13 protein-coding genes and 1 riboswitch are annotated in these 18745 nt (G+C 73.3%); of the genes, 11 read left to right on the top strand and 2 right to left on the bottom strand.

Features of this window, described 5'->3' with window-relative positions; all coding sequences use genetic code 11:
* The first annotated feature begins 106 nt into the window (after window positions 1-106).
* The 8 genes from ACZ6EM_RS16385 (at window position 107) to ACZ6EM_RS16350 (ending at window position 9777) form a co-directional block, all read left to right on the top strand.
* On the top strand, window positions 107-1030 hold the full coding sequence (locus ACZ6EM_RS16385) for a TetR family transcriptional regulator (RefSeq protein ID WP_465772594.1): 924 nt from the start codon (window positions 107-109) through the stop codon (window positions 1028-1030).
* Between the two features lie 369 nt (window positions 1031-1399).
* Complete coding sequence (gene ccrA, locus ACZ6EM_RS16380) at window positions 1400-2737, top strand: crotonyl-CoA carboxylase/reductase (protein ID WP_465772593.1); 1338 nt, start codon at window positions 1400-1402, stop codon at window positions 2735-2737.
* Window positions 2738-2746: 9 nt separating this feature from the next.
* Window positions 2747-4777, top strand: coding sequence for a protein meaA (locus ACZ6EM_RS16375; protein WP_401052876.1), 2031 nt, complete (start codon window positions 2747-2749; stop codon window positions 4775-4777).
* 42 nt (window positions 4778-4819) lie between these two features.
* Window positions 4820-5782: an HpcH/HpaI aldolase/citrate lyase family protein gene (locus ACZ6EM_RS16370; RefSeq protein WP_465772592.1), complete on the top strand. Its 963-nt coding sequence runs from the start codon at window positions 4820-4822 to the stop codon at window positions 5780-5782.
* An 11-nt stretch (window positions 5783-5793) separates the two neighbouring features.
* A complete protein-coding gene (locus tag ACZ6EM_RS16365; protein WP_452178521.1) occupies window positions 5794-6297 on the top strand; it encodes a MaoC family dehydratase in 504 nt (167 codons plus the stop codon).
* A gap of 230 nt (window positions 6298-6527) precedes the next feature.
* Window positions 6528-7730, top strand: a complete 1203-nt coding sequence (locus ACZ6EM_RS16360) for an acyl-CoA dehydrogenase family protein (protein ID WP_465772591.1) — start codon at window positions 6528-6530, stop codon at window positions 7728-7730.
* Window positions 7731-8219: 489 nt separating this feature from the next.
* Window positions 8220-8912: a phosphatidylserine decarboxylase gene (locus ACZ6EM_RS16355; protein ID WP_224280704.1), complete on the top strand. Its 693-nt coding sequence runs from the start codon at window positions 8220-8222 to the stop codon at window positions 8910-8912.
* A complete protein-coding gene (locus ACZ6EM_RS16350; RefSeq protein ID WP_380354263.1) occupies window positions 8899-9777 on the top strand; it encodes a CDP-alcohol phosphatidyltransferase family protein in 879 nt (292 codons plus the stop codon). The genes ACZ6EM_RS16355 and ACZ6EM_RS16350 overlap by 14 nt, the downstream gene beginning before the upstream one ends.
* A 211-nt stretch (window positions 9778-9988) precedes the next feature.
* Here ACZ6EM_RS16350 and ACZ6EM_RS16345 read toward each other — a convergent pair whose 3' ends face one another.
* Window positions 9989-11314, bottom strand: a complete 1326-nt coding sequence (locus ACZ6EM_RS16345; protein WP_380545356.1) for a hypothetical protein — start codon at window positions 11312-11314, stop codon at window positions 9989-9991.
* Between the two features lie 870 nt (window positions 11315-12184).
* Entirely contained in the window at window positions 12185-13291 is a 1107-nt protein-coding gene (locus ACZ6EM_RS16340) for an alpha/beta hydrolase (protein ID WP_465772590.1), read from the bottom strand.
* Window positions 13292-13715: 424 nt separating this feature from the next.
* Window positions 13716-13847, top strand: a riboswitch (cobalamin riboswitch).
* Between the two features lie 107 nt (window positions 13848-13954).
* Here ACZ6EM_RS16340 and ACZ6EM_RS16335 point away from each other — a divergent pair.
* From ACZ6EM_RS16335 to ACZ6EM_RS16325, 3 genes are all read left to right on the top strand, one after another.
* Window positions 13955-14947 carry a cobalamin biosynthesis protein gene (locus ACZ6EM_RS16335; RefSeq protein ID WP_452182124.1) on the top strand — a complete coding sequence of 331 codons (993 nt, stop codon included), beginning with the start codon at window positions 13955-13957 and terminating at the stop codon, window positions 14945-14947.
* Window positions 14944-16482, top strand: a complete 1539-nt coding sequence (locus tag ACZ6EM_RS16330) for a cobyric acid synthase (protein WP_465772589.1) — start codon at window positions 14944-14946, stop codon at window positions 16480-16482. Before ACZ6EM_RS16335 ends, ACZ6EM_RS16330 begins: the two co-directional genes overlap by 4 nt.
* Window positions 16483-16618: 136 nt before the next feature.
* Window positions 16619-18742, top strand: a complete 2124-nt coding sequence (locus ACZ6EM_RS16325; protein WP_465772588.1) for a putative cobaltochelatase — start codon at window positions 16619-16621, stop codon at window positions 18740-18742.
* The last annotated feature ends 3 nt before the right edge of the window (window positions 18743-18745 follow it).

Here is an 18745-nt window from a genome sequence, read left to right as displayed (position 1 = left end):
GACGGTGTCCTCCCGCTGGCCCCGCCCGGCCGTGACCGGTCCGGTCGCACCGGTGCGGCGGGGAAGGGCCGTGGCCGCGCCGTCCGGGCCGTGTAGCGTTCCGGACATGGATCGGGTTCAGTCAAGCTCCCCGCAGCACCCCGCCGGGCCGCACGGCGGCGACGGCCGGACCGCCCCCTCGACCGGGGGCACCGGGCCGGACGGCGGGCCGGGCAGCCGCCGGGCGGCGGCGCAGCGCCAGCAGATGCGCCAGGACCTGGCCACGGCCGCGATGGAGCTGTTCGCCTCGCAGGGCTACGAGGAGACCACGGTCGACCAGATCGCGGCCGCCGCCGGGGTGGCCCGGCGCACCTTCTTCCGGTACTTCCGGTCCAAGGAGGAGGCGATCTTCCCGGACCACGACGACACCCTGGTGCGGGTGGCCGACCTGCTGGCCAGTGCGGAGCCGGAGGAGCACCCGCTGGACGTGGTCTGTCGCGGCATCAAGGAGGTGCTGCGGATGTACGCCTCCACCCCGGGGGTGTCGGTCGCGCGGTACCAGCTGATCCGTCAGGTCCCGGCGCTGCGCGAGCGGGAGATCGCCGTGGTGGCCCGCTACGAGCGGCTGTTCACCCGCTACCTGCTGGGGCGCTTCGACACCGGCGAGTCCATCCCGTCCGGCTGGCAGCGCGGCGGCGAGGACGACTCGATGCTGGCCGAGGTCTCGGCGGCGGCGGTGGTCGCGGCGCACAACCACGTGCTGCGGCGCTGGCTGCGGGCCGGCGGCCGGGGCGACGTGGAGGCGCAGCTGGACCACTCCTTCGAGGTGATCCGGCGGACCTTCTGGGCCGCCAGCGCGCCGGGTGCCAGGCGTCGGGGATCGGTGGTGGCACCGGGTGCCAATGGGACCCCGGGGGACACCGGGGCGGAGAGCGCACTGAGTGCCAGTCCCGGAGGTGAGGTGCTCATCACAGTCGCCCGGACGGACGCTCCACTGGAGGTCGTGGTGGACAGCATCCGGGCCGCACTGAGTGGCGCCCGGGAGCCATAAGCGCAGTATTCACGCAGGTCAGAGCGGGTATCGAGGGCCCGCGCCGAGAAGTCGGCGCGGGCCCTTCGCATGCCCGCGCAACGCGCGTCACGCCGCCCCGGAGGCCGCCGGAATTCGTGACACCCGGTGTCTTTACGAGTGGCACAGGGTGCCATTACCTTGTTACTCACCAGTCGCGGCGCCGCGGCTCCCCACCTCGGCGCGCCGTCGTCCGGCGTTCCCACACCCCGGGAGCAGAGCCAGAACGGCCCGGTCCACCCCGGGTGCCCAGTCTGACCCGCCCACCACCCACCTCAGCGAAGCCGGTGTCCGCTCCCGGCTCCCCCAGACGCCCTGTGCCCTCACACAGGTACGCCTTCGGAGGCAGCCATGCAGGAAATCCTCGACGCGATCATCAGCACCGACACCACGTCGGCGGACTTCGCGGCGATCAAGCTCCCCGAGTCCTACCGCGCGGTGACGCTCCACAAGGACGAGGAGCAGATGTTCGCGGGCCTCGACAGCCGCGACAAGGACCCCCGGAAGTCCCTTCACCTCGACGAGGTCGCCCTGCCCGAGCTGGGCCCCGGCGAGGCCCTGGTCGCCGTCATGGCGAGCGCGGTGAACTACAACACCGTCTGGAGCTCGATCTTCGAGCCGGTCTCCACCTTCGGCTTCCTGGAGCGCTACGGCCGGCTGTCGCCGCTCACCAAGCGCCACGACCTGCCGTACCACGTGGTCGGCTCCGACCTCGCCGGCGTGGTGCTGCGCACCGGCGCCGGGGTCAACGCCTGGAAGCCGGGCGACGAGGTCGTCGCGCACTGCCTCTCGGTCGAACTGGAGTCCGCGGACGGCCACAACGACACGATGATGGACCCGGAGCAGCGCATCTGGGGCTTCGAGACCAACTTCGGCGGCCTGGCCCAGCTGGCCCTGGTGAAGACCAACCAGCTGCTGCCCAAGCCCAAGCACCTCACCTGGGAGGAGGCCGCCTCCCCCGGTCTGGTCAACTCCACCGCCTACCGCCAGCTGGTCTCGCGCAACGGCGCCGGCATGAAGCAGGGCGACAACGTGCTGATCTGGGGCGCCAGCGGCGGCCTCGGCTCGTACGCCACCCAGTACGCGCTGGCCGGCGGCGCCACCCCGATCTGCGTGGTCTCCAACGACCAGAAGGCCGAGATCTGCCGCGCCATGGGCGCCGAGGCGATCATCGACCGCTCCGCCGAGGGCTACCGGTTCTGGAAGGACGAGCACACCCAGGACCCGCGCGAGTGGAAGCGGCTGGGCGCGAAGATCCGCGAGTTCACCGGCGGCGAGGACGTGGACATCGTCTTCGAGCACCCGGGCCGGGAGACCTTCGGCGCCTCGGTGTACGTCACCCGCAAGGGCGGCACCATCGTCACCTGCGCCTCCACCTCCGGCTACATGCACCAGTACGACAACCGGTACCTGTGGATGTCGCTCAAGCGGATCGTCGGCTCGCACTTCGCCAACTACCGCGAGGCCTTCGAGGCCAACCGCCTGATCGCCAAGGGCAAGATCCACCCGACCCTGTCCAAGGTCTACTCCCTGGAGGAGACCGGCCAGGCCGCCCTGGACGTGCACCACAACAAGCACCAGGGCAAGGTCGGCGTGCTCTGCCTGGCCCCCGAGGCGGGCCTGGGCATCACCGACCCCGAGCTGCGCGAGAAGCACCTGCCGGCCATCAACCGCTTCAGGAACGTGTGAGACCCGCCGATGACTGAGCCCCAGAAGCGCGACCGGCCCTGGCTGATGCGCACCTATGCCGGCCACTCCACCGCGAGCGACTCCAACGCGCTCTACCGGCGGAACCTGGCGAAGGGCCAGACCGGCCTGTCCGTCGCCTTCGACCTGCCGACCCAGACCGGCTACGACTCCGACCACGTCCTCGCCCGCGGCGAGGTCGGCCGGGTCGGCGTCCCGGTCGGCCACGTCGGCGACATGCGCACCCTGTTCGACGGCATCCCGCTCGAACGGACCAACACCTCCATGACGATCAACGCCACCGCGATGTGGCTGCTGGCGCTCTACCAGGTGGTCGCCGAGGAGCAGGGCGCGGACGTCGCCAAGCTCACCGGCACCACCCAGAACGACATCGTCAAGGAGTACCTGTCGCGCGGGACGCACGTCTTCCCGCCCGGCCCGTCGGTGCGGCTGATCACCGACATGATCGCCTACACGGTCGGTAACATCCCCAAGTGGAACCCGATCAACATCTGCAGCTACCACCTGCAGGAGGCCGGGGCCACGCCCGTCCAGGAGATCGCCTACGCGATGTGCACCGCCATCTCGGTGCTCGACGCCGTGCGCGACTCCGGCCAGGTGCCGGCCGAGCGGATGGGCGAGGTGGTCGCCCGGATCTCCTTCTTCGTGAACGCCGGCGTGCGCTTCGTCGAGGAGATGTGCAAGATGCGCGCCTTCGCCCGGCTGTGGGAGAAGGTCACCCTGGAGCGCTACGGCGTCACCGACCCCAAGCAGCGCCGCTTCCGCTACGGCGTCCAGGTCAACTCGCTCGGCCTGACCGAGGCCCAGCCGGAGAACAACGTCCAGCGGATCGTCCTGGAGATGCTGGCCGTCACCCTCTCCAAGGACGCCCGCGCGCGTGCCGTCCAGCTGCCCGCCTGGAACGAGGCGCTCGGCCTGCCCCGGCCCTGGGACCAGCAGTGGTCGCTGCGCATCCAGCAGGTGCTGGCGTACGAGTCGGACCTGCTGGAGTACGGCGACATCTTCAACGGCTCCGAGGTGATCGAGGCCAAGACCGACGAGCTGCTGGCCGGCGCCGAGGCGGAGATCGCCAAGGTGCTGGAGATGGGCGGGGTGATCCCGGCCGTCGAGTCCGGCTACCTGAAGTCCAACCTGGTCGCCTCGCACGCCGCCCGCCGGGCCCGGATCGAGTCCGGCGAGGACAAGATCATCGGGGTGAACTGCTTCGACACCACCGAGCCGAGCCCGCTCACCGCCGACCTCGACACCGCGATCATGGTGGTCGACCCGGCCTCCGAGCGGTCCGTGCTCGCCGCCCTGGAGGCCTGGCGCGCCGAGCGCGACGAGGCCGCCGCCCAGGCGTCGCTGGCCGAGCTCAAGGCCGTCGCCGCCACCGGGACCAATCTGATGCCGGCCACGCTCGCCTGCGCCCGGGCCGGCGTCACCACCGGCGAGTGGTCCTTCGCCCTGCGCGAGGTCTTCGGCGAGTACCGCGCGCCCACCGGCGTCGGCGGCGCGCCCGTCGCCGTGGCCGCCGAGCCCGGCGGCGAGCTGGAGCAGGTCCGTGCCGCGGTCGCCGCCACCGCCGCGGAGCTGGGCGCCGGCAAGCTGCGCCTGCTGGTCGGCAAGCCCGGCCTGGACGGGCACTCCAACGGTGCCGAGCAGATCGCCGTCCGGGCCCGCGACGCCGGCTTCGAGGTGGTCTACCAGGGCATCCGGCTGACCCCGGAGCAGATCGTCTCCGCCGCCGTCGCGGAGGACGTGCACTGCGTGGGCCTGTCCATCCTCTCCGGCGCGCACAGCGAGCTGGTGCCCGACGTCCTGAAGCGGCTGCGCCGCGCCGGGGTGGAGGATGTCCCGGTGATCGTGGGTGGCATCATCCCGGCAGCGGACGGCGAGGCCCTCAAGGCCGCCGGCGTCGCCGCCGTGTTCACCCCGAAGGACTTCGGCATCACCACCATCATCGGCCGGATCGTGGACGAGATCCGGCTGGCCAACAAGCTCCAGCCGTGGACGCCCGCACCGACCGCGGCCACGAACTGAACAGCTGACCAGCTGACCACTGGGAAGGAACCCTCGATTCTTATGACTGCTGTGAACCGTCTGCGCCCGCGCCGCTCCTGTCTCGCCGTGCCGGGCAGCAACCCGCGCTTCCTGGAGAAGGCCCAGGGCCTGCCGGCCGACCAGGTCTTCCTCGACCTGGAGGACGCCTGCGCCCCGCTGGTCAAGGAGAGCGCGCGCCACAACATCGTCGACGCGCTCAACAACGGCGACTGGGGCGGCAAGACCCTCGTCGTGCGCGTCAACGACTGGACCACGCACTGGACCTACCGCGACGTGATCACCGTGGTCGAGGGCGCCGGCCCCAACCTCGACTGCATCATGCTGCCCAAGGTGCAGGACGCCGAGCAGGTCAGGGCGCTCGACCTGCTGCTCACCCAGATCGAGAAGACCATGGGCTTCGAGGTCGGCCGGATCGGCATCGAGGCGCAGATCGAGAACGCCAAGGGCCTGATCAACGTCGACGCCATCGCCGAGGCCTCGCCCCGGCTGGAGACCATCATCTTCGGCCCCGCCGACTTCATGGCCTCCATCAACATGAAGTCGCTGGTCGTCGGCGAGCAGCCGCCCGGCTACAACGCCGACGCCTACCACTACATCCTGATGCGCATCCTGATGGCCGCCCGCGCCAACGACCTCCAGGCGATCGACGGCCCGTACCTCCAGATCCGCAACCAGGAGGGCTACCGCGAGGTCGCCCGCCGCTCGGCCGCCCTCGGCTTCGACGGCAAGTGGGTGCTCCACCCGGACCAGGTCGCCGCCGCGAACGAGATCTACTCGCCCTCGCAGGAGGACTACGACCACGCCGAGCTGATCCTCGACGCGTACGACTACTGCACCTCCGAGGCGGGCGGCGCCAAGGGCTCCGCCATGCTCGGCGACGAGATGATCGACGAGGCCAGCCGCAAGATGGCGCTGGTCGTCGCCGGCAAGGGCCGGGCCGCGGGCATGCAGCGCACCACCAAGTTCGAGATCCCGGAAAGCTGAGGGCCCACGGCATGCAGTTCGGACGCACCTACGAGGAGTTCGAGGTCGGCGCGGTCTACAAGCACTGGCCCGGCAAGACGGTCACCGAGTACGACGACCACCTCTTCTGCCTGCTCACCATGAACCACCACCCGCTCCACATGGACACCAACTATGCGGAGATGACGACGGACTTCGGCAGGAACGTCGTGGTGGGCAACTACATCTACTCGCTGCTGCTCGGCATGTCCGTCCCGGACGTCTCCGGCAAGGCGATCGCCAACCTGGAGATCGAGTCGCTGCGGCACGTCGCACCGACCTTCCACGGCGACACCCTCTACGGCGAGACCACCGTGCTCGACAAGTGGCCGTCCAAGTCCAAGGACGACCGCGGCATCGTGTACGTCGAGACCAAGGGGTACAAGCAGGACGGCACGGTCGTCTGCGTCTTCCGCCGCAAGGTGATGGTGCCGACCGAGACGTACATCAAGGAGCGCGGCGGCGAGCAGCCCGGTCGTCCGACCCCGCTCTCCTGAGCCCCTCCCTCCCCACCTTCTCGGCCTCTCCCCTCTATAGGGGGCTCTCCCTCCACGGACGGAGAGCCCCCTCGAGAGACCCCGGACGGGCAGGCCGCCGTCATCGGCCGCGCCCCACCCGGTACCGGGGGCCCTGCTGCCGCAGCCACGCCGGCAGGGCCCCCGCAATCCCCCCCCGGGGGGGAATCCCCGACTTTCCGTAGCCCCTCAGACCTTTCCGGAGCCGCACGATGGGACGCCTCGCACAGACCGACGGCCTCACCGAGATCCAGCGGGACATCCTCGCCACCGTGCGGGATTTCGTCGACAAGGAGATCATTCCGGTCGCGACCGAGCTGGAGCACAAGGACGAGTACCCGACCGCCATCGTCGAGGGCATGAAGCAGCTCGGCCTGTTCGGCCTCACCATCCCCGAGGAGTACGGCGGCCTCGGCGAGTCGCTGCTCACCTACGCCCTGGTGGTCGAGGAGATCGCCCGCGGCTGGATGTCGGTCTCCGGCATCGTCAACACCCACTTCATCGTGGCGCACATGATCAACGCCCACGGCACCCAGGAGCAGAAGGACCACTTCCTGCCGAGGATGGCCGCCGGCGAGATCCGCGGCGCCTTCTCGATGTCCGAGCCGGGCCTCGGCTCCGACGTTTCGGCCATCTCCACCAAGGGCGTCAGGGACGGGGAGTTCTACGTCCTCAACGGTCAGAAGATGTGGCTCACCAACGGCGGCACCTCCACCCTGGTCGCGGTCCTCTGCAAGACCGACGAGGGCGGCAACACGCCGTACAAGAACATGACCACCTTCCTGATCGAGAAGGAGGCCGGTTTCGGCCCGAACCCCACGGTTCCCGGCCTGACCGTGCCCGGCAAGATCGAGAAGATGGGCTACAAGGGCGTCGACACCACCGAGCTGGTCCTCCAGGACGTCCGCATCCCGGCCGACCGCATCCTCGGCGGCGTCCCGGGCCGCGGCTTCTACCAGATGATGGACGGCGTCGAGGTCGGCCGCGTCAACGTCGCCGCCCGCGGCTGCGGCGTCGCCCGCCGCGCCTTCGAGCTCGGTATCTCCTACGCCCAGCAGCGCTCCACCTTCGGCAAGAAGATCGCCGAGCACCAGGCGATCCAGTTCAAGCTCGCCGAGATGGCCACCAAGGTCGAGGCCGCCCACCAGATGATGGTCATGGCCGCCCGCAAGAAGGACAGCGGCGAGCGCAACGACCTCGAGGCCGGCATGGCCAAGTACCTCGCCTCCGAGTACTGCAAGGAGGTCGTCGAGGACGCCTTCCGCATCCACGGCGGCTACGGCTTCTCCAAGGAGTACGAGATCGAGCGCCTCTACCGCGAGGCCCCGATGCTGCTCATCGGTGAAGGTACTGCGGAGATCCAGAAGATGATCGTCGGACGCCGACTCCTGGAGGAGTACCGGATCGCCGACTGATCCCCGGGCCGCCCGCCGACGGACCACGTCGCCGTGCGGCCCCCTCGAACCGCCGGTCGACGGGCGTGCGGGCCCGCGCCGGCGGAGCGCCGTGCCCCGTCACGGGCCCGGCCTGGTCCGCCTGGGTCCGGCACGGCCCTCCGGAAGCGGCCGCAGGGCGTACAGCTGCAACGACACGCCCGGCGGCCGCTTCCGCACACCCGCTTGCGGCCGCTACGGCCGTTTCGCCCCGCCGGGTTCCGTCGGCGTACCCGTTGAGACAAGAGTCACCAGCCCTGTCGGGTCCCTTGGGAACCGGACCGGGTCGAGCTACGGTCGTAGGAGTGGACGCGCACACGCGCCGCCACCGGACACATGAACGAGCAGGCGGGTTGCCCACCCACCGTGTGCTCCCGATAGCATCCACCGGGACAGCAAGCCGTCCCTCTATTACCGATCCCGCGGTGGCCCCCGTCCAGCGGCCATGATCCCCCGCGACAAAGGTCTTCGATGCCCATCAGCCCGTCCCCTCACACCTCCGTCACGGACCGCGATGCCCTCGCAGCCCCGACGGCCGGTCGGCGACCCCGCGTGACCATCGCGCGCGGAGCCACCCCCTGGTTCGTCCCCACTCTCGCCACGGCCGCCGTGACCACCGCCCTCACCCGGCGCAGCGGCAAGTGGGCCCTGGCTGCGGTACCCGCCTGCGCGCTCAGCGCGGGCATGCTGTGGTTCTTCCGCGACCCCGAGCGTGAGATCGGCACGGGCAGAGTGATCTCCCCCGCCGACGGCGTGGTGCAGAGCATCGACGCCTGGCCGGACGGCCGCACCCGGGTCGCGATCTTCATGAGCCCGCTCAACGTCCACGTCAACCGCGCGCCCCTGCCGGGCACGGTGACGTCGGTCGAGCACGTCGCGGGCGGCTTCGTCCCCGCGTTCAACAAGGACAGCGACCAGAACGAGCGGGTCGTCTGGCACTTCGACACCGAGCTCGGCGACATCGAGATGGTGCAGATCGCGGGGGCCGTGGCCCGACGCATCGTGCCGTACGTGGACGCCGGAACCAAGGTCGAGCAGGGCGACCGGATCGGTCTGATCCGGTTCGGGTCCCGGGTCGACACCTACCTGCCGGCCGGCGTCGAGGTCGGCGTCGAGGTCGGCCAGAAGACCACAGCCGGGGTGACGCGCCTTGACCGTGACTGATCCTGAGACAATCGTCGGCCTGGACGACGAGGAGACGGCCCTGCGCCGCCGCCGCTGGGCGCGCGACCGCGAGCTGCGCGCCCCGCGCTCTCCTCAGCACCTGTCCACCGCCGACTTCCTGACCCTGGGGAACGCCGTCTGCGGCTTCCTGGCGATCTACTCGATCACCACCGGGGTCCTGGTCCCGCACATCACCAACCCGGACGCCGCTCCGGACCGGCACAGCGCCGCCACCGCGGTCACGCTGCTGCTGATCGGCTCGATGTGCGACCTCTTCGACGGCCTGGTGGCGCGCAAGCTGCGCTCCTCCGCCCTCGGAGCGGAACTGGACAACCTGGCGGACCTGATCAGCTTCGGCATCGCGCCGGCCTACTTCGTCGCGGTCTGGGGCATGGTCTCCCAGGGCTCCAACAGCAAGCTGTCGGCGCTCATCGCCATCACGGTGCTGCTCGCGGTGGTCCTGCGGCTGGCCCGCTTCTCGGCCGTCAAGATGCGGCCCGGGGTGTTCCAGGGCATGCCCTGCCCGATGGGCGCGATGACGGTGATCGCCATCGTGCTGCTCGACCCGCCGTTCCTGCCCGGTCTGCTCGCCATCTTCGGCGCCGCGTACCTGATGGTCAGCCGGATCGAGTACCCGAAGCCGCAGGGGCTGCTGGCCACCGCGACGCTCTGCTGGATCGTGGTCTCCATCGGCTGCCTGGCCGCCTGGGCCACCGGCCTGCCCGGTGGCAACCAGCTGATGCACGTCGGCGCGTTCGCCCAGATCACGCTCGCGGCGATGGCACCGCTGCTGGTCATCCGCCGCAAGGTGGGGCAGAAGGTCGGCGACGTCCGCGCCCGGCGGGCGGAGTCCCGGCTCGGCTGAGTCCCCGCAAAAGTCATAAGAGTCAGGGCCCGGAACCTATTGGTTCCGGGCCCTTCTCGTATGTCATAACAATCGAGCGGCGCGGGTGCGGGGCTCAGGCGCCGTCCGAGCGGAGACCCGAGCGGAGAGCGGAGCGGACCTCGACGGCGGACGCCGGAGCCGCCGTCGCGGTCGCCGTGGACCCCGAACGTCCCCGCAAAAGTCATAAAACTCAGGCGCCACCGGTGTGCACGCTGAACGCCGAGCGGCGGGCCGCCCGGGCCACGCCCGGGTCCGGGTGCACGCCCGAGACCGCCGTCAGCACCGAGGCCGCCCGCGGGTGACCGGACTGCCGGGCCCGGGCGAACAGCCGGACCGGGTCGCCCGCCGAGGCGCCCTCGACATGGCCCACCAGCAGCTCGGTCTCGCCGTGGTCGAGCACCGCGGCCGCGGTGTCCACCCAGAGCCAGGCCGCGTCCTCCGCACCCAGCACGTCCGCCGGGGAGACGCCCTCGTCGGCGCGCTCCGCCAGCCACAGCAGCGCATAGGGGCGCAGCACCGGCGCGTCCACCGCCGCGCGCACCGCCTGCTCGGCCGGGCCACCGGCCACCCTCAGCGCCTCGAAGGCCAGTCCGCGCACCAGCGCGTCGTCGCCCCGGGCGGCCTCCAGCAGCTCGCCCACGGCCCGGTCCGCCGGACGGGCCGCGACCCACGCCCGGAACTCGGCGCGGGCCGGGCCCGGCGAGTAGTCCGCACACGCGTTCAGCAGCTCGAAGGCGCTCTGCTCGATGTGCCCGGCCGCGGTCTGCGCGACCGTGCAGATCTCCTCCAGCTTGGCCCGCACCGCCCAGTGGCCGAGCGGCGACAGCTCCGCGGCATCGTTCCTGCGCACCAGGGCGCCGACGGCCTCCAGGCCGTCGAGCATCCAGTCCAGGACGGCGGCCACGTCGGCCGGCGCGGCCGGGGTGTCGATCTGCGGCGCGCGGCAGGTGCCGCGGACGGCGGAGACGGCGGAGGCCGCGTGCGGCACCGGCGACAGCCCCGGTCCGCCGAGGCCGGTGCCGACCCGGCGCTCGTCCAGGCCCCGGCGCAGCAGTTCCAGCAGTTCGCTCTCGGCGACGGGGCCGTCCACCAGGTGCAGGAAGGAGAGCAGCTGCGGGGCCTGGTCCACGGCCTGCCCGGCCAGCACGGCGAACACGCCGCGCAGCGCGGCGGGCGGCACCGGGGCGAGCAGGGTCCAGGCGTCGAACATCGCCGACCATCCGCGCACCACGGCCTCGTCGTCGTGCTCCCAGGCGTGCAGGCGCCAGCCGGGGCCGGCTCCGCCGTCCCGGGGCTCCACGAGGCCCACCAGCAGCGCCTGCCCCCATGCCTTGGCGGCGGCGCCGACCGTCATGGCCAGCGCCCGGCCGGCCTCGCGGGCGTCCTCGGGGAGCAGTTCGCCGCGCTTGTCGACCTCGGCCAGCTCACCGGCCCAGCGGGCGACGCGGACGGCGTCCACCAGCATCCGGCGGGCCAGCGGCGCCAGCTCGGCGGGTGCCGGGAAGCCCTCGGGCACGGGAACCCTGCCCCGCCCGGGAGCCGGAGCGGGCCCTCGCCGCCGGGGTACTCCGTTACGGGGGACACCCGCCCCGCCCGGCCTGCCACCGGCGGGCCGTTGGGCCGTTCCGGGGAGACGGGTCACCGTCGCACCGGTACCGATCGTCGGCGGGAGCGGGGCATCACGGTCGCGCGGGTTCCGAGACGTCACGTCGAGCAGTCTTCCCCTTGTACCGGCCTTCTGTCACATCCGGTTGTCCGTACGACCGGGCGACCGGTGGCGGCACCTCCGCAAGATCGGGCAACAGCGGCAAACCGCCTGGCCGGAAACGTGTGACCTGCCCATGCCACTCGCATCATCCTGGTCGCCGGGAATGCTCGGGCGGTTACCGTGCGTACGGGTGGGGGGTCAGTGGCCGGGCAAATTGTTGCCCCTGACATCGGGGTGGTTTTCGCGCCGGTCGCACGGGGAATCCCCTTCCGCCGACTTCCGGCGGAGCTGTCCAGTCCGAATCCGGACGGATGACGGGCGGGGCGGGGGGATCGTGCCGCGCGAGAAGTCGGACCGGCCGACTTCTCGCGCGCCTACGGCGGAATGGGGGAAACGTTCATTCGTGGGCAGGGGGGAAGCGCGCCGGAAAAGCCGGCGCGGCCCAGCCGGAAACGCCCGCACGAGGAGGGGGGCGAGGGCGCGGCCCGTGGGTCTTGCGGGCCTCGCGGATCCTGTCGGACGAATCGGATGGATCGGACGGATCGGATCGACGGGTCGACCCAACGGGCCCGCTCCGACCTCGGCGGTGGGGCCGCGTTCCGATCCGCAGGGGCGGAAGCGGAGCACCGACCGCGGCACGTCCGGGAGACGTGCCGGCGAGGACCCGCCGGCGGCGCCCTACAGCAGCGGCGTGAGCCAGCGGCGGAGCAGTTCGGTGTACCGGTCGGGAGCGGTGTTCCAGAGGGTGGCGTGGTCGGCACCGGGGAAGGCCTGGAGGCTGACCACGTCGCGACGGGCGGCGGCCAGCTTCTCGGCGGTGCCGAAGGGCGCGATCCGGTCCTCGGGGCTGTGCAGGAGAAGGGTGGGCACCCGCAGGTCGGTGCCGTCGGCGATGCGGGCGAAGTCGGCGAGGTCGACGCCGGTGCGGCCCTCCGCGGCCAGGGCCCCGAGCTCGGCGGCGACGCCCTGGAAGCCGGCCCGGGCGGCGTCCCGGCGGGCGGAGACCGGGAGGTCGAGCACCGGCGAGTCGAGGATGAGGCCGCTGACGGCGTGCGGCCAGGCGGTGCGGGCCGCGGTCTGGAGGGCCGTGGTCGCGCCGACCGACCAGCCGTAGAGGATCACCTTGCCCCCGCCGCTGTCGAGCGCCAGCCGTACCGCCGCCTCGATGTCGCGCCACTCGGTCTCGCCGAAGTGGCTGAGCCCGTCCGGGGAGGCGGGGGCACCCTGGTCGCCGCGGTAGGTGACGGCGAGGGCGGGCAGGCCGAGCCGGTCGAGGACGGGGAGCACCGGGAGGGTCTGCTGGCGGTCGGCCTCGGGGCCGTGCACCAGGATCACCCAGGTGCCGCGCTTGCCGTCGAGCCGCCAGGCGGGAAGGGCGCCGAGCTCGCCGTCGGCGGTGGTGTCGGTGAAGGGGAGGCCGAGTGCCTCGGTGGGGTCGCCGAGGTGGACCCGGGGGGTGAAGCGGACCTCGGTGCCGGGGGTGAGCGTGCCCCGGTCGGCGCGGAGCAGCCGGCGGGTGACGCCCCGCTCGTCGCTGTGCAGGACCTCCTCGACGACCGCGTGCCCGCCGTCCGCCCACTCGACCGCCCAGCGGCCGGGGCGCAGGCTCTCGGGGCCGCGGGTGAAGGTGACGCGGCCGGGGGCGAGGCCGCGGACCACGACCGGCCCGGACTCCGGGACGGCGGCCACCGGACGGACCGTCCGCTCGGAGGCCCGACGGCCGATCACCAGCACGGCGGCCCCGACCGCGGCGGCCGCCACGACGGCGGCGGTTCCCCAACGCATTTCGCTCCCCGCTCTGTTGCTCACGGACCGGACGGTGTTCGGGCACCAGTTCACCGGCGCTCCGTCCGCCCGGCCACCGGGCTGGGCCGTCCGGGTCACCCGGGCGGCGGCCCGGCGGCGCCGAGGAGGTACCGGAAGCGGGCGGCGAGGGCGGCGAGGGCGGCGAGGGCGGCGGCGGGGGCTTTCCGCGGTGCCTGCCACCGAACCGCAGGCGTGGCCCCGGTCCTGCCCCAGCCGCCGAACGCACGAAGCGGCCCGGCCGCGGCCCGGTGCCGCGCCGGGGATCCCCCGGCGTGTCAGCGGCCCCGCGCCGGACGATCCCCGGCCTGTCGGCGGCGTCCGCGTGTGACCAACCCCTCCGTGACCTCGGTTGACTCCCGGTTCGGGCCCGTGATGGGATCCTGGGGCCAAACGGAGGCATGGAGAGGAAGCCGGTGGAATTCCGGCGCGGTCCCGCCACTGTCACCGGGGAGCACGCTCGGAACATCGCCACGGCGGCCGTCGACGGCCGCTGGAAGGCTCCGGGGGTGCGTTCGACCCGGAAGCCAGGAGACTCTCGCCCCCGTCACGTCGATCCAGGGCGCGGACCCTGAGTGAGGACACGCACGCGATGCAGGCTGCCCCGCCCCACCGGACTCCGAGCTGCCTTCCGCCGTGCCCCCGATGACCCCGCTCGGGCCCTCCTCCTCGCCGCGCCCGCTGGCCCGCGCCGCCGCGTTCGCGCTCGGCGCCGTCGCGGGCCATGTCGCCGACGCCCGCTTCGCCGACCCCCGCCGGGGCCATCCGGTGGCCGTCTTCGGCAGCGCCGCGACCCGGCTGGAGCGTCGGCTGTGGCGCGACGACCGCGGCGCGGGGGCCGGGTACACGGCGCTGTGCGTGGGCGCGGTCGCGGCGGGCGCGCTCGCCCTGGACCGTACGGTGGGCCGGCGTCCGCTGGGCCGGGCGGTGCTGGCGGCGGCCGCGACCTGGACGGTGCTCGGCGGCACCTCGCTGACCCGGGAGGCGCGCACCATCGGCCGCTCGCTGGCCGCGGGCGACCTCGCGGCCGCCCGGGAGCGGCTGCCGCACCTGTGCGGGCGGGACCCGAGCGCGCTGGACGGGCAGCAGATCGCCCGGGCGGTGGTCGAGTCGGTGGCCGAGAACACCGCCGACGCCGTGGTGAACGCGCTGACCTGGGGCGCCCTGGCCGGCACGCCCGGCCTGCTGGCCTTCCGCGCCGTGAACACCCTGGACGCGATGGTGGGCCACCGCTCGCCGCGCTACGCCCGGTTCGGCTGGGCCTCGGCCCGGCTGGACGACCTGGCGGGCTGGCCGGGCGCCCGGCTGACGGCGCTGCTGACGGTGGCCGCCGCGCCCGAGCCCCGTACGGCCTGGCGGGTCTGGCGGCGCGACGGCTCCGCGCACCCGAGCCCGAACGCGGGCCAGGCCGAGGCGGCGTTCGCCGGCGCGGTGGGCGTACGGCTGGGCGGGGCGCTGCGGTACGGCGAGAGGGTGGAGCACCGGCCCGTACTGGGTGCGGAGCTGCGGCCGGTGACGGTGGACGACATCGAGCGCGCCTGTGCGCTCTCCCGGCGGGTGGGCGCACTGGCGCTGGGTACGACGGTCGCGGGGCACGTCCTGCTGCGGATGCTGCTGAGGAAGAGGGGACGGGCATGAGCAAGGCGCTGCTGGTCGCGGGGACGACCTCGGACGCGGGCAAGAGCGTGGTGACGGCCGGGATCTGCCGTTGGCTCGTCCGCCAGGGCGTGCGGGTCGCGCCGTTCAAGGCGCAGAACATGTCGCTCAATTCCTTCGTCACCGCCGACGGCGCCGAGATCGGCCGCGCCCAGGCGATGCAGGCGCAGGCCGCCCGGGTGGAGCCGGAGGCGGCGATGAACCCGGTGCTGCTCAAGCCGGGCGCGGACGGCCGCAGCCAGGTGGTGCTGCTCGGCAGGCCGGTGGCGGAGGTGGGCGCGCTGGACTACCGCGAGCGCAAGCCCGTCCTGCTGGAGCGCGCCCTGGAGTGCCTGGCGGACCTGCGTGGCCGCTACGACGTGGTGGTCTGCGAGGGCGCGGGCTCGCCCGCCGAGATCAACCTGCGCGACCGCGACATCGCCAACATGGGCCTGGCGACGGCCGCCGCCCTGCCGGTGGTGGTGGTCGGGGACATCGACCGCGGCGGGGTCTTCGCGGCGATGTACGGGACGCTGGCGCTGCTGTCGGCGGAGGACCAGCGGCACGTGGCCGGCTGGTTCGTCAACAAGTTCCGCGGTGACGCGCGGCTGCTCGCGCCCGGGCTGGAGATGCTGCACGGGCTGACCGGCCGTCCGGTGCTGGGCACGCTGCCGATGCTGCCCGGGCTCTGGCTGGACGCCGAGGACTCGCTGGACCTGTCGACGGTGGTGGACCGGGCGGACGGGCCCGGGCCGTACGGCGCGGACGTGCTGCGGGTGGCCGTGGTGCGCTTCCCGCGGCTGTCCAACTTCACCGACATGGACGCGCTCGCGCAGGAGCCGGGCGTGCTGGTGCGCTGGGCGACCCGCCCGGAGGAGCTGGCCGACGCCGACCTGGTGGTGCTGCCCGGCACCCGGGCCACCGTCGCCGACCTCGCCTGGCTGCGCGAGCGCGGTCTGGAGCCGGCGCTGCGGGCCCGGGCGGCGGCCGGGCTGCCGGTCCTCGGGGTCTGCGGCGGCTACCAGATGCTGGCGCGCTCGATCGTGGACGAGGTCGAGTCGAGGGCGGGGGCCGTCGAGGGCCTCGGCCTGCTGCCGACGCAGGTGCGGTTCGGCGCCGAGAAGGTGCTGGCGCGGCCGGTCGGCGAGGCGTACGGGCAGCGGGTGGAGGGCTACGAGATCCACCACGGCGTGGTCACCGTCGAGGGCGGGGACACGTTCGTCTCCGACGGCCGGGGGCGGAGTCTGGACGGCTGCCGGGTGGGCCCGGCCTGGGGCACGACCTGGCACGGCGCGCTGGAGAACGACGGGTTCCGCCGCGAACTCCTGCGCGAGGTCGCCGCGTTGTCGGGCCGGGCGTTCGTCCCGGCCCCGGACACCTCCTTCGCCGCGGCGCGCGAGGCCCGGCTGGACCGGCTGGGCGACCTGATCGAGGAGCACGCCGACACCGACGCGCTGTGGAAGCTGATCGAGGGCGGGGTGCCGGCGGCCGGATCGCTGCCGTTCGTCCCGCCCGGGGCCCCTGGGAGTGACGCATGAGCCGGGTACGGCGGCAGTGCCGAGTACGGCAGCAGAGCCGGGCAGGATCACGGAGCCGGGCAGGATCACGGAGCCGGGCAGGATCACAGGACCGGACGGTGCCGCGGAACCGGGCACGACAGGAGTGGGGTACGGCATGAGTGACGTCCGCTATCCGTTCACCGCGATCGTCGGCATGGCCGACCTGCGGCTCGGGCTGCTGCTGAACGCGGTCTCCCCGGCCGTGGGCGGCGTGCTGGTGCGCGGTGAGAAGGGCACCGCGAAGTCGACCATGGTGCGCGCGCTGGCCGGCCTGCTGCCGTCCATCGCCACCGTGGACGACTGCCGCTTCGCCTGCGACCCGGCCGCGCCCGACCCGCAGTGCCCGGACGGGCCGCACGTCTCCCCGCCCGCTTCCGAACGGCCGGCCCAGCTGGTCGAGTTGCCGGTCGGCGTGGCCGAGGACCGGATCGTCGGCTCGCTCGACCTGGAGCGGGCGCTGGCCGAGGGCGTCAAGGCGTACGAGCCCGGGCTGCTCGCCAGGGCGCACCGCGGCGTGCTCTACATCGACGAGGTGAACCTGCTCCAGGACCACGTGGTGGACCTGCTGCTGGACGCCGCCGCGATGGGCCGCTCCTACGTCGAGCGCGAGGGCGTGTCGGTGCGCCACGCGGCCCGGTTCCTGCTGGTGGGCACGATGAACCCGGAGGAGGGCGAGCTGCGGCCGCAGCTGCTCGACCGGTTCGGCCTGACCGTCGAGATCGCCGCCACCCGGGATCCGGCCGAGCGCGCCGAGGTGGTCCGCCGCCGGCTCGCCTACGACGCGGATCCGACCGGCTTCGCCGAGCGGTTCGCCGCGGAGGAGCGGGCTCTCGCCGAACGCATCGTCGCGGCGCGGGAGTTGCTGCCCAAGGTCGAGCTGACCGATGTGGCGCTGCGTCAGATCACCGCCGTGTGCGCCGCGTTCGAGGTGGACGGGCTGCGCGCTGACATCGTGATGGCCCGCACCGCCGTCGCGCTGGCGGCCTGGGACGGGCGCACCGAGGTGCAGGAGGAGGACGTCCGCAAGGCGGCGCAGCTGGCGCTGCCGCACCGGCGCCGCCGCAACCCCTTCGACGCGCCGGGGCTGGACGAGGAACAGCTGGACCGGACGCTGGAGGAGCACGCGCAGCAGGAGGAGCCTGAGCCCGAGGGCGACGGGTCCGGCCCGGACGGCGACGGGCCGGACGGCGACGGGCCGGAGGGCGGCCCGGACGGGGGCGGCCCCGACGGCGGCGGCGCGCCCGAGCCGTCCGACGGCGGCCCCGAGGGGTCCGCTCCCGAGCCGTCGGCCCCCGAGGCACCCTCCCCCGAGGGCCCCGAGGAGTCGGCGCGGCAGCCCGTGCCCGCCCAACACCCCTCCCCCGCGCGGGAGTCGGCGCCGGTCGCGGCCGGGGACCCGTACCGGACCCAGCTGTTCACCGTCAAGGGCACCGGTCACGGCGCCCAGGGCCGCCGCTCCCCCGCCGAGACCACCGGCGGACACACCATCCGCGCCCGCCGCCCGCAGGGCGCGCTCGGCCGGCTGCACCTGACCGCGACCCTCCAGGCCGCCGCGCCGCACCAGGCTGCGCGCGGGCGCAGCGGGCGGGCGCTGGTGGTGCACAAGGACGACTTCCGCGAACAGGTGCGCCAGGGGCGGGAGTCCAACCTGGTGCTGTTCGTGGTGGACGCCTCCGGGTCGATGGCCGCCCGGCAGCGGATGACCACCGTCAAGGGCGCGGTGCTGTCGCTGCTGATGGACGCCTACCAGCGCCGCGACAAGATCGGCATGATCACCTTCCGGGGCGCGGGTGCCGAGCTGGCACTGCCGCCCACCTCCTCGGTGGAGGTCGGGGCGGCCCGGCTGGAGTCGCTGCCCACCGGCGGGCGGACCCCGCTGGCCGCCGGCCTGCTGCGCGCGCACGAGGTGCTGCGGGTGGAGCGGCTGCGCGACCCGAGCCGGCGCCCGCTGCTGGTCGTGGTGACCGACGGCCGGGCCACCGGCGGGCGGGACGCGCTCGCCCGCTCGCACCGCGCGGCCGCGCTGTTCGCGGCGCAGGGCACGGCGAGCGTGGTGCTGGACTGCGAGTCCGGCCCGGTCCGCCTGGGCCTGGCCCGCACCCTGGCCGGGCTGCTCGGCGGCACCACCGTCGGCCTGGACGAGCTGCGCGCCGAGGGCGTGGCCTCGCTCGTCCGCGAGAGCCGGTCCGACAACCGTTCTGCGAACCGTGCAACCACCGCGATGCGAAAGGCGGCCTGAGCC

It is taken from the genome of Kitasatospora sp. NPDC041917, assembly GCF_055589745.1.
This window is presented reverse-complemented; position numbering and strand designations above follow the sequence as displayed.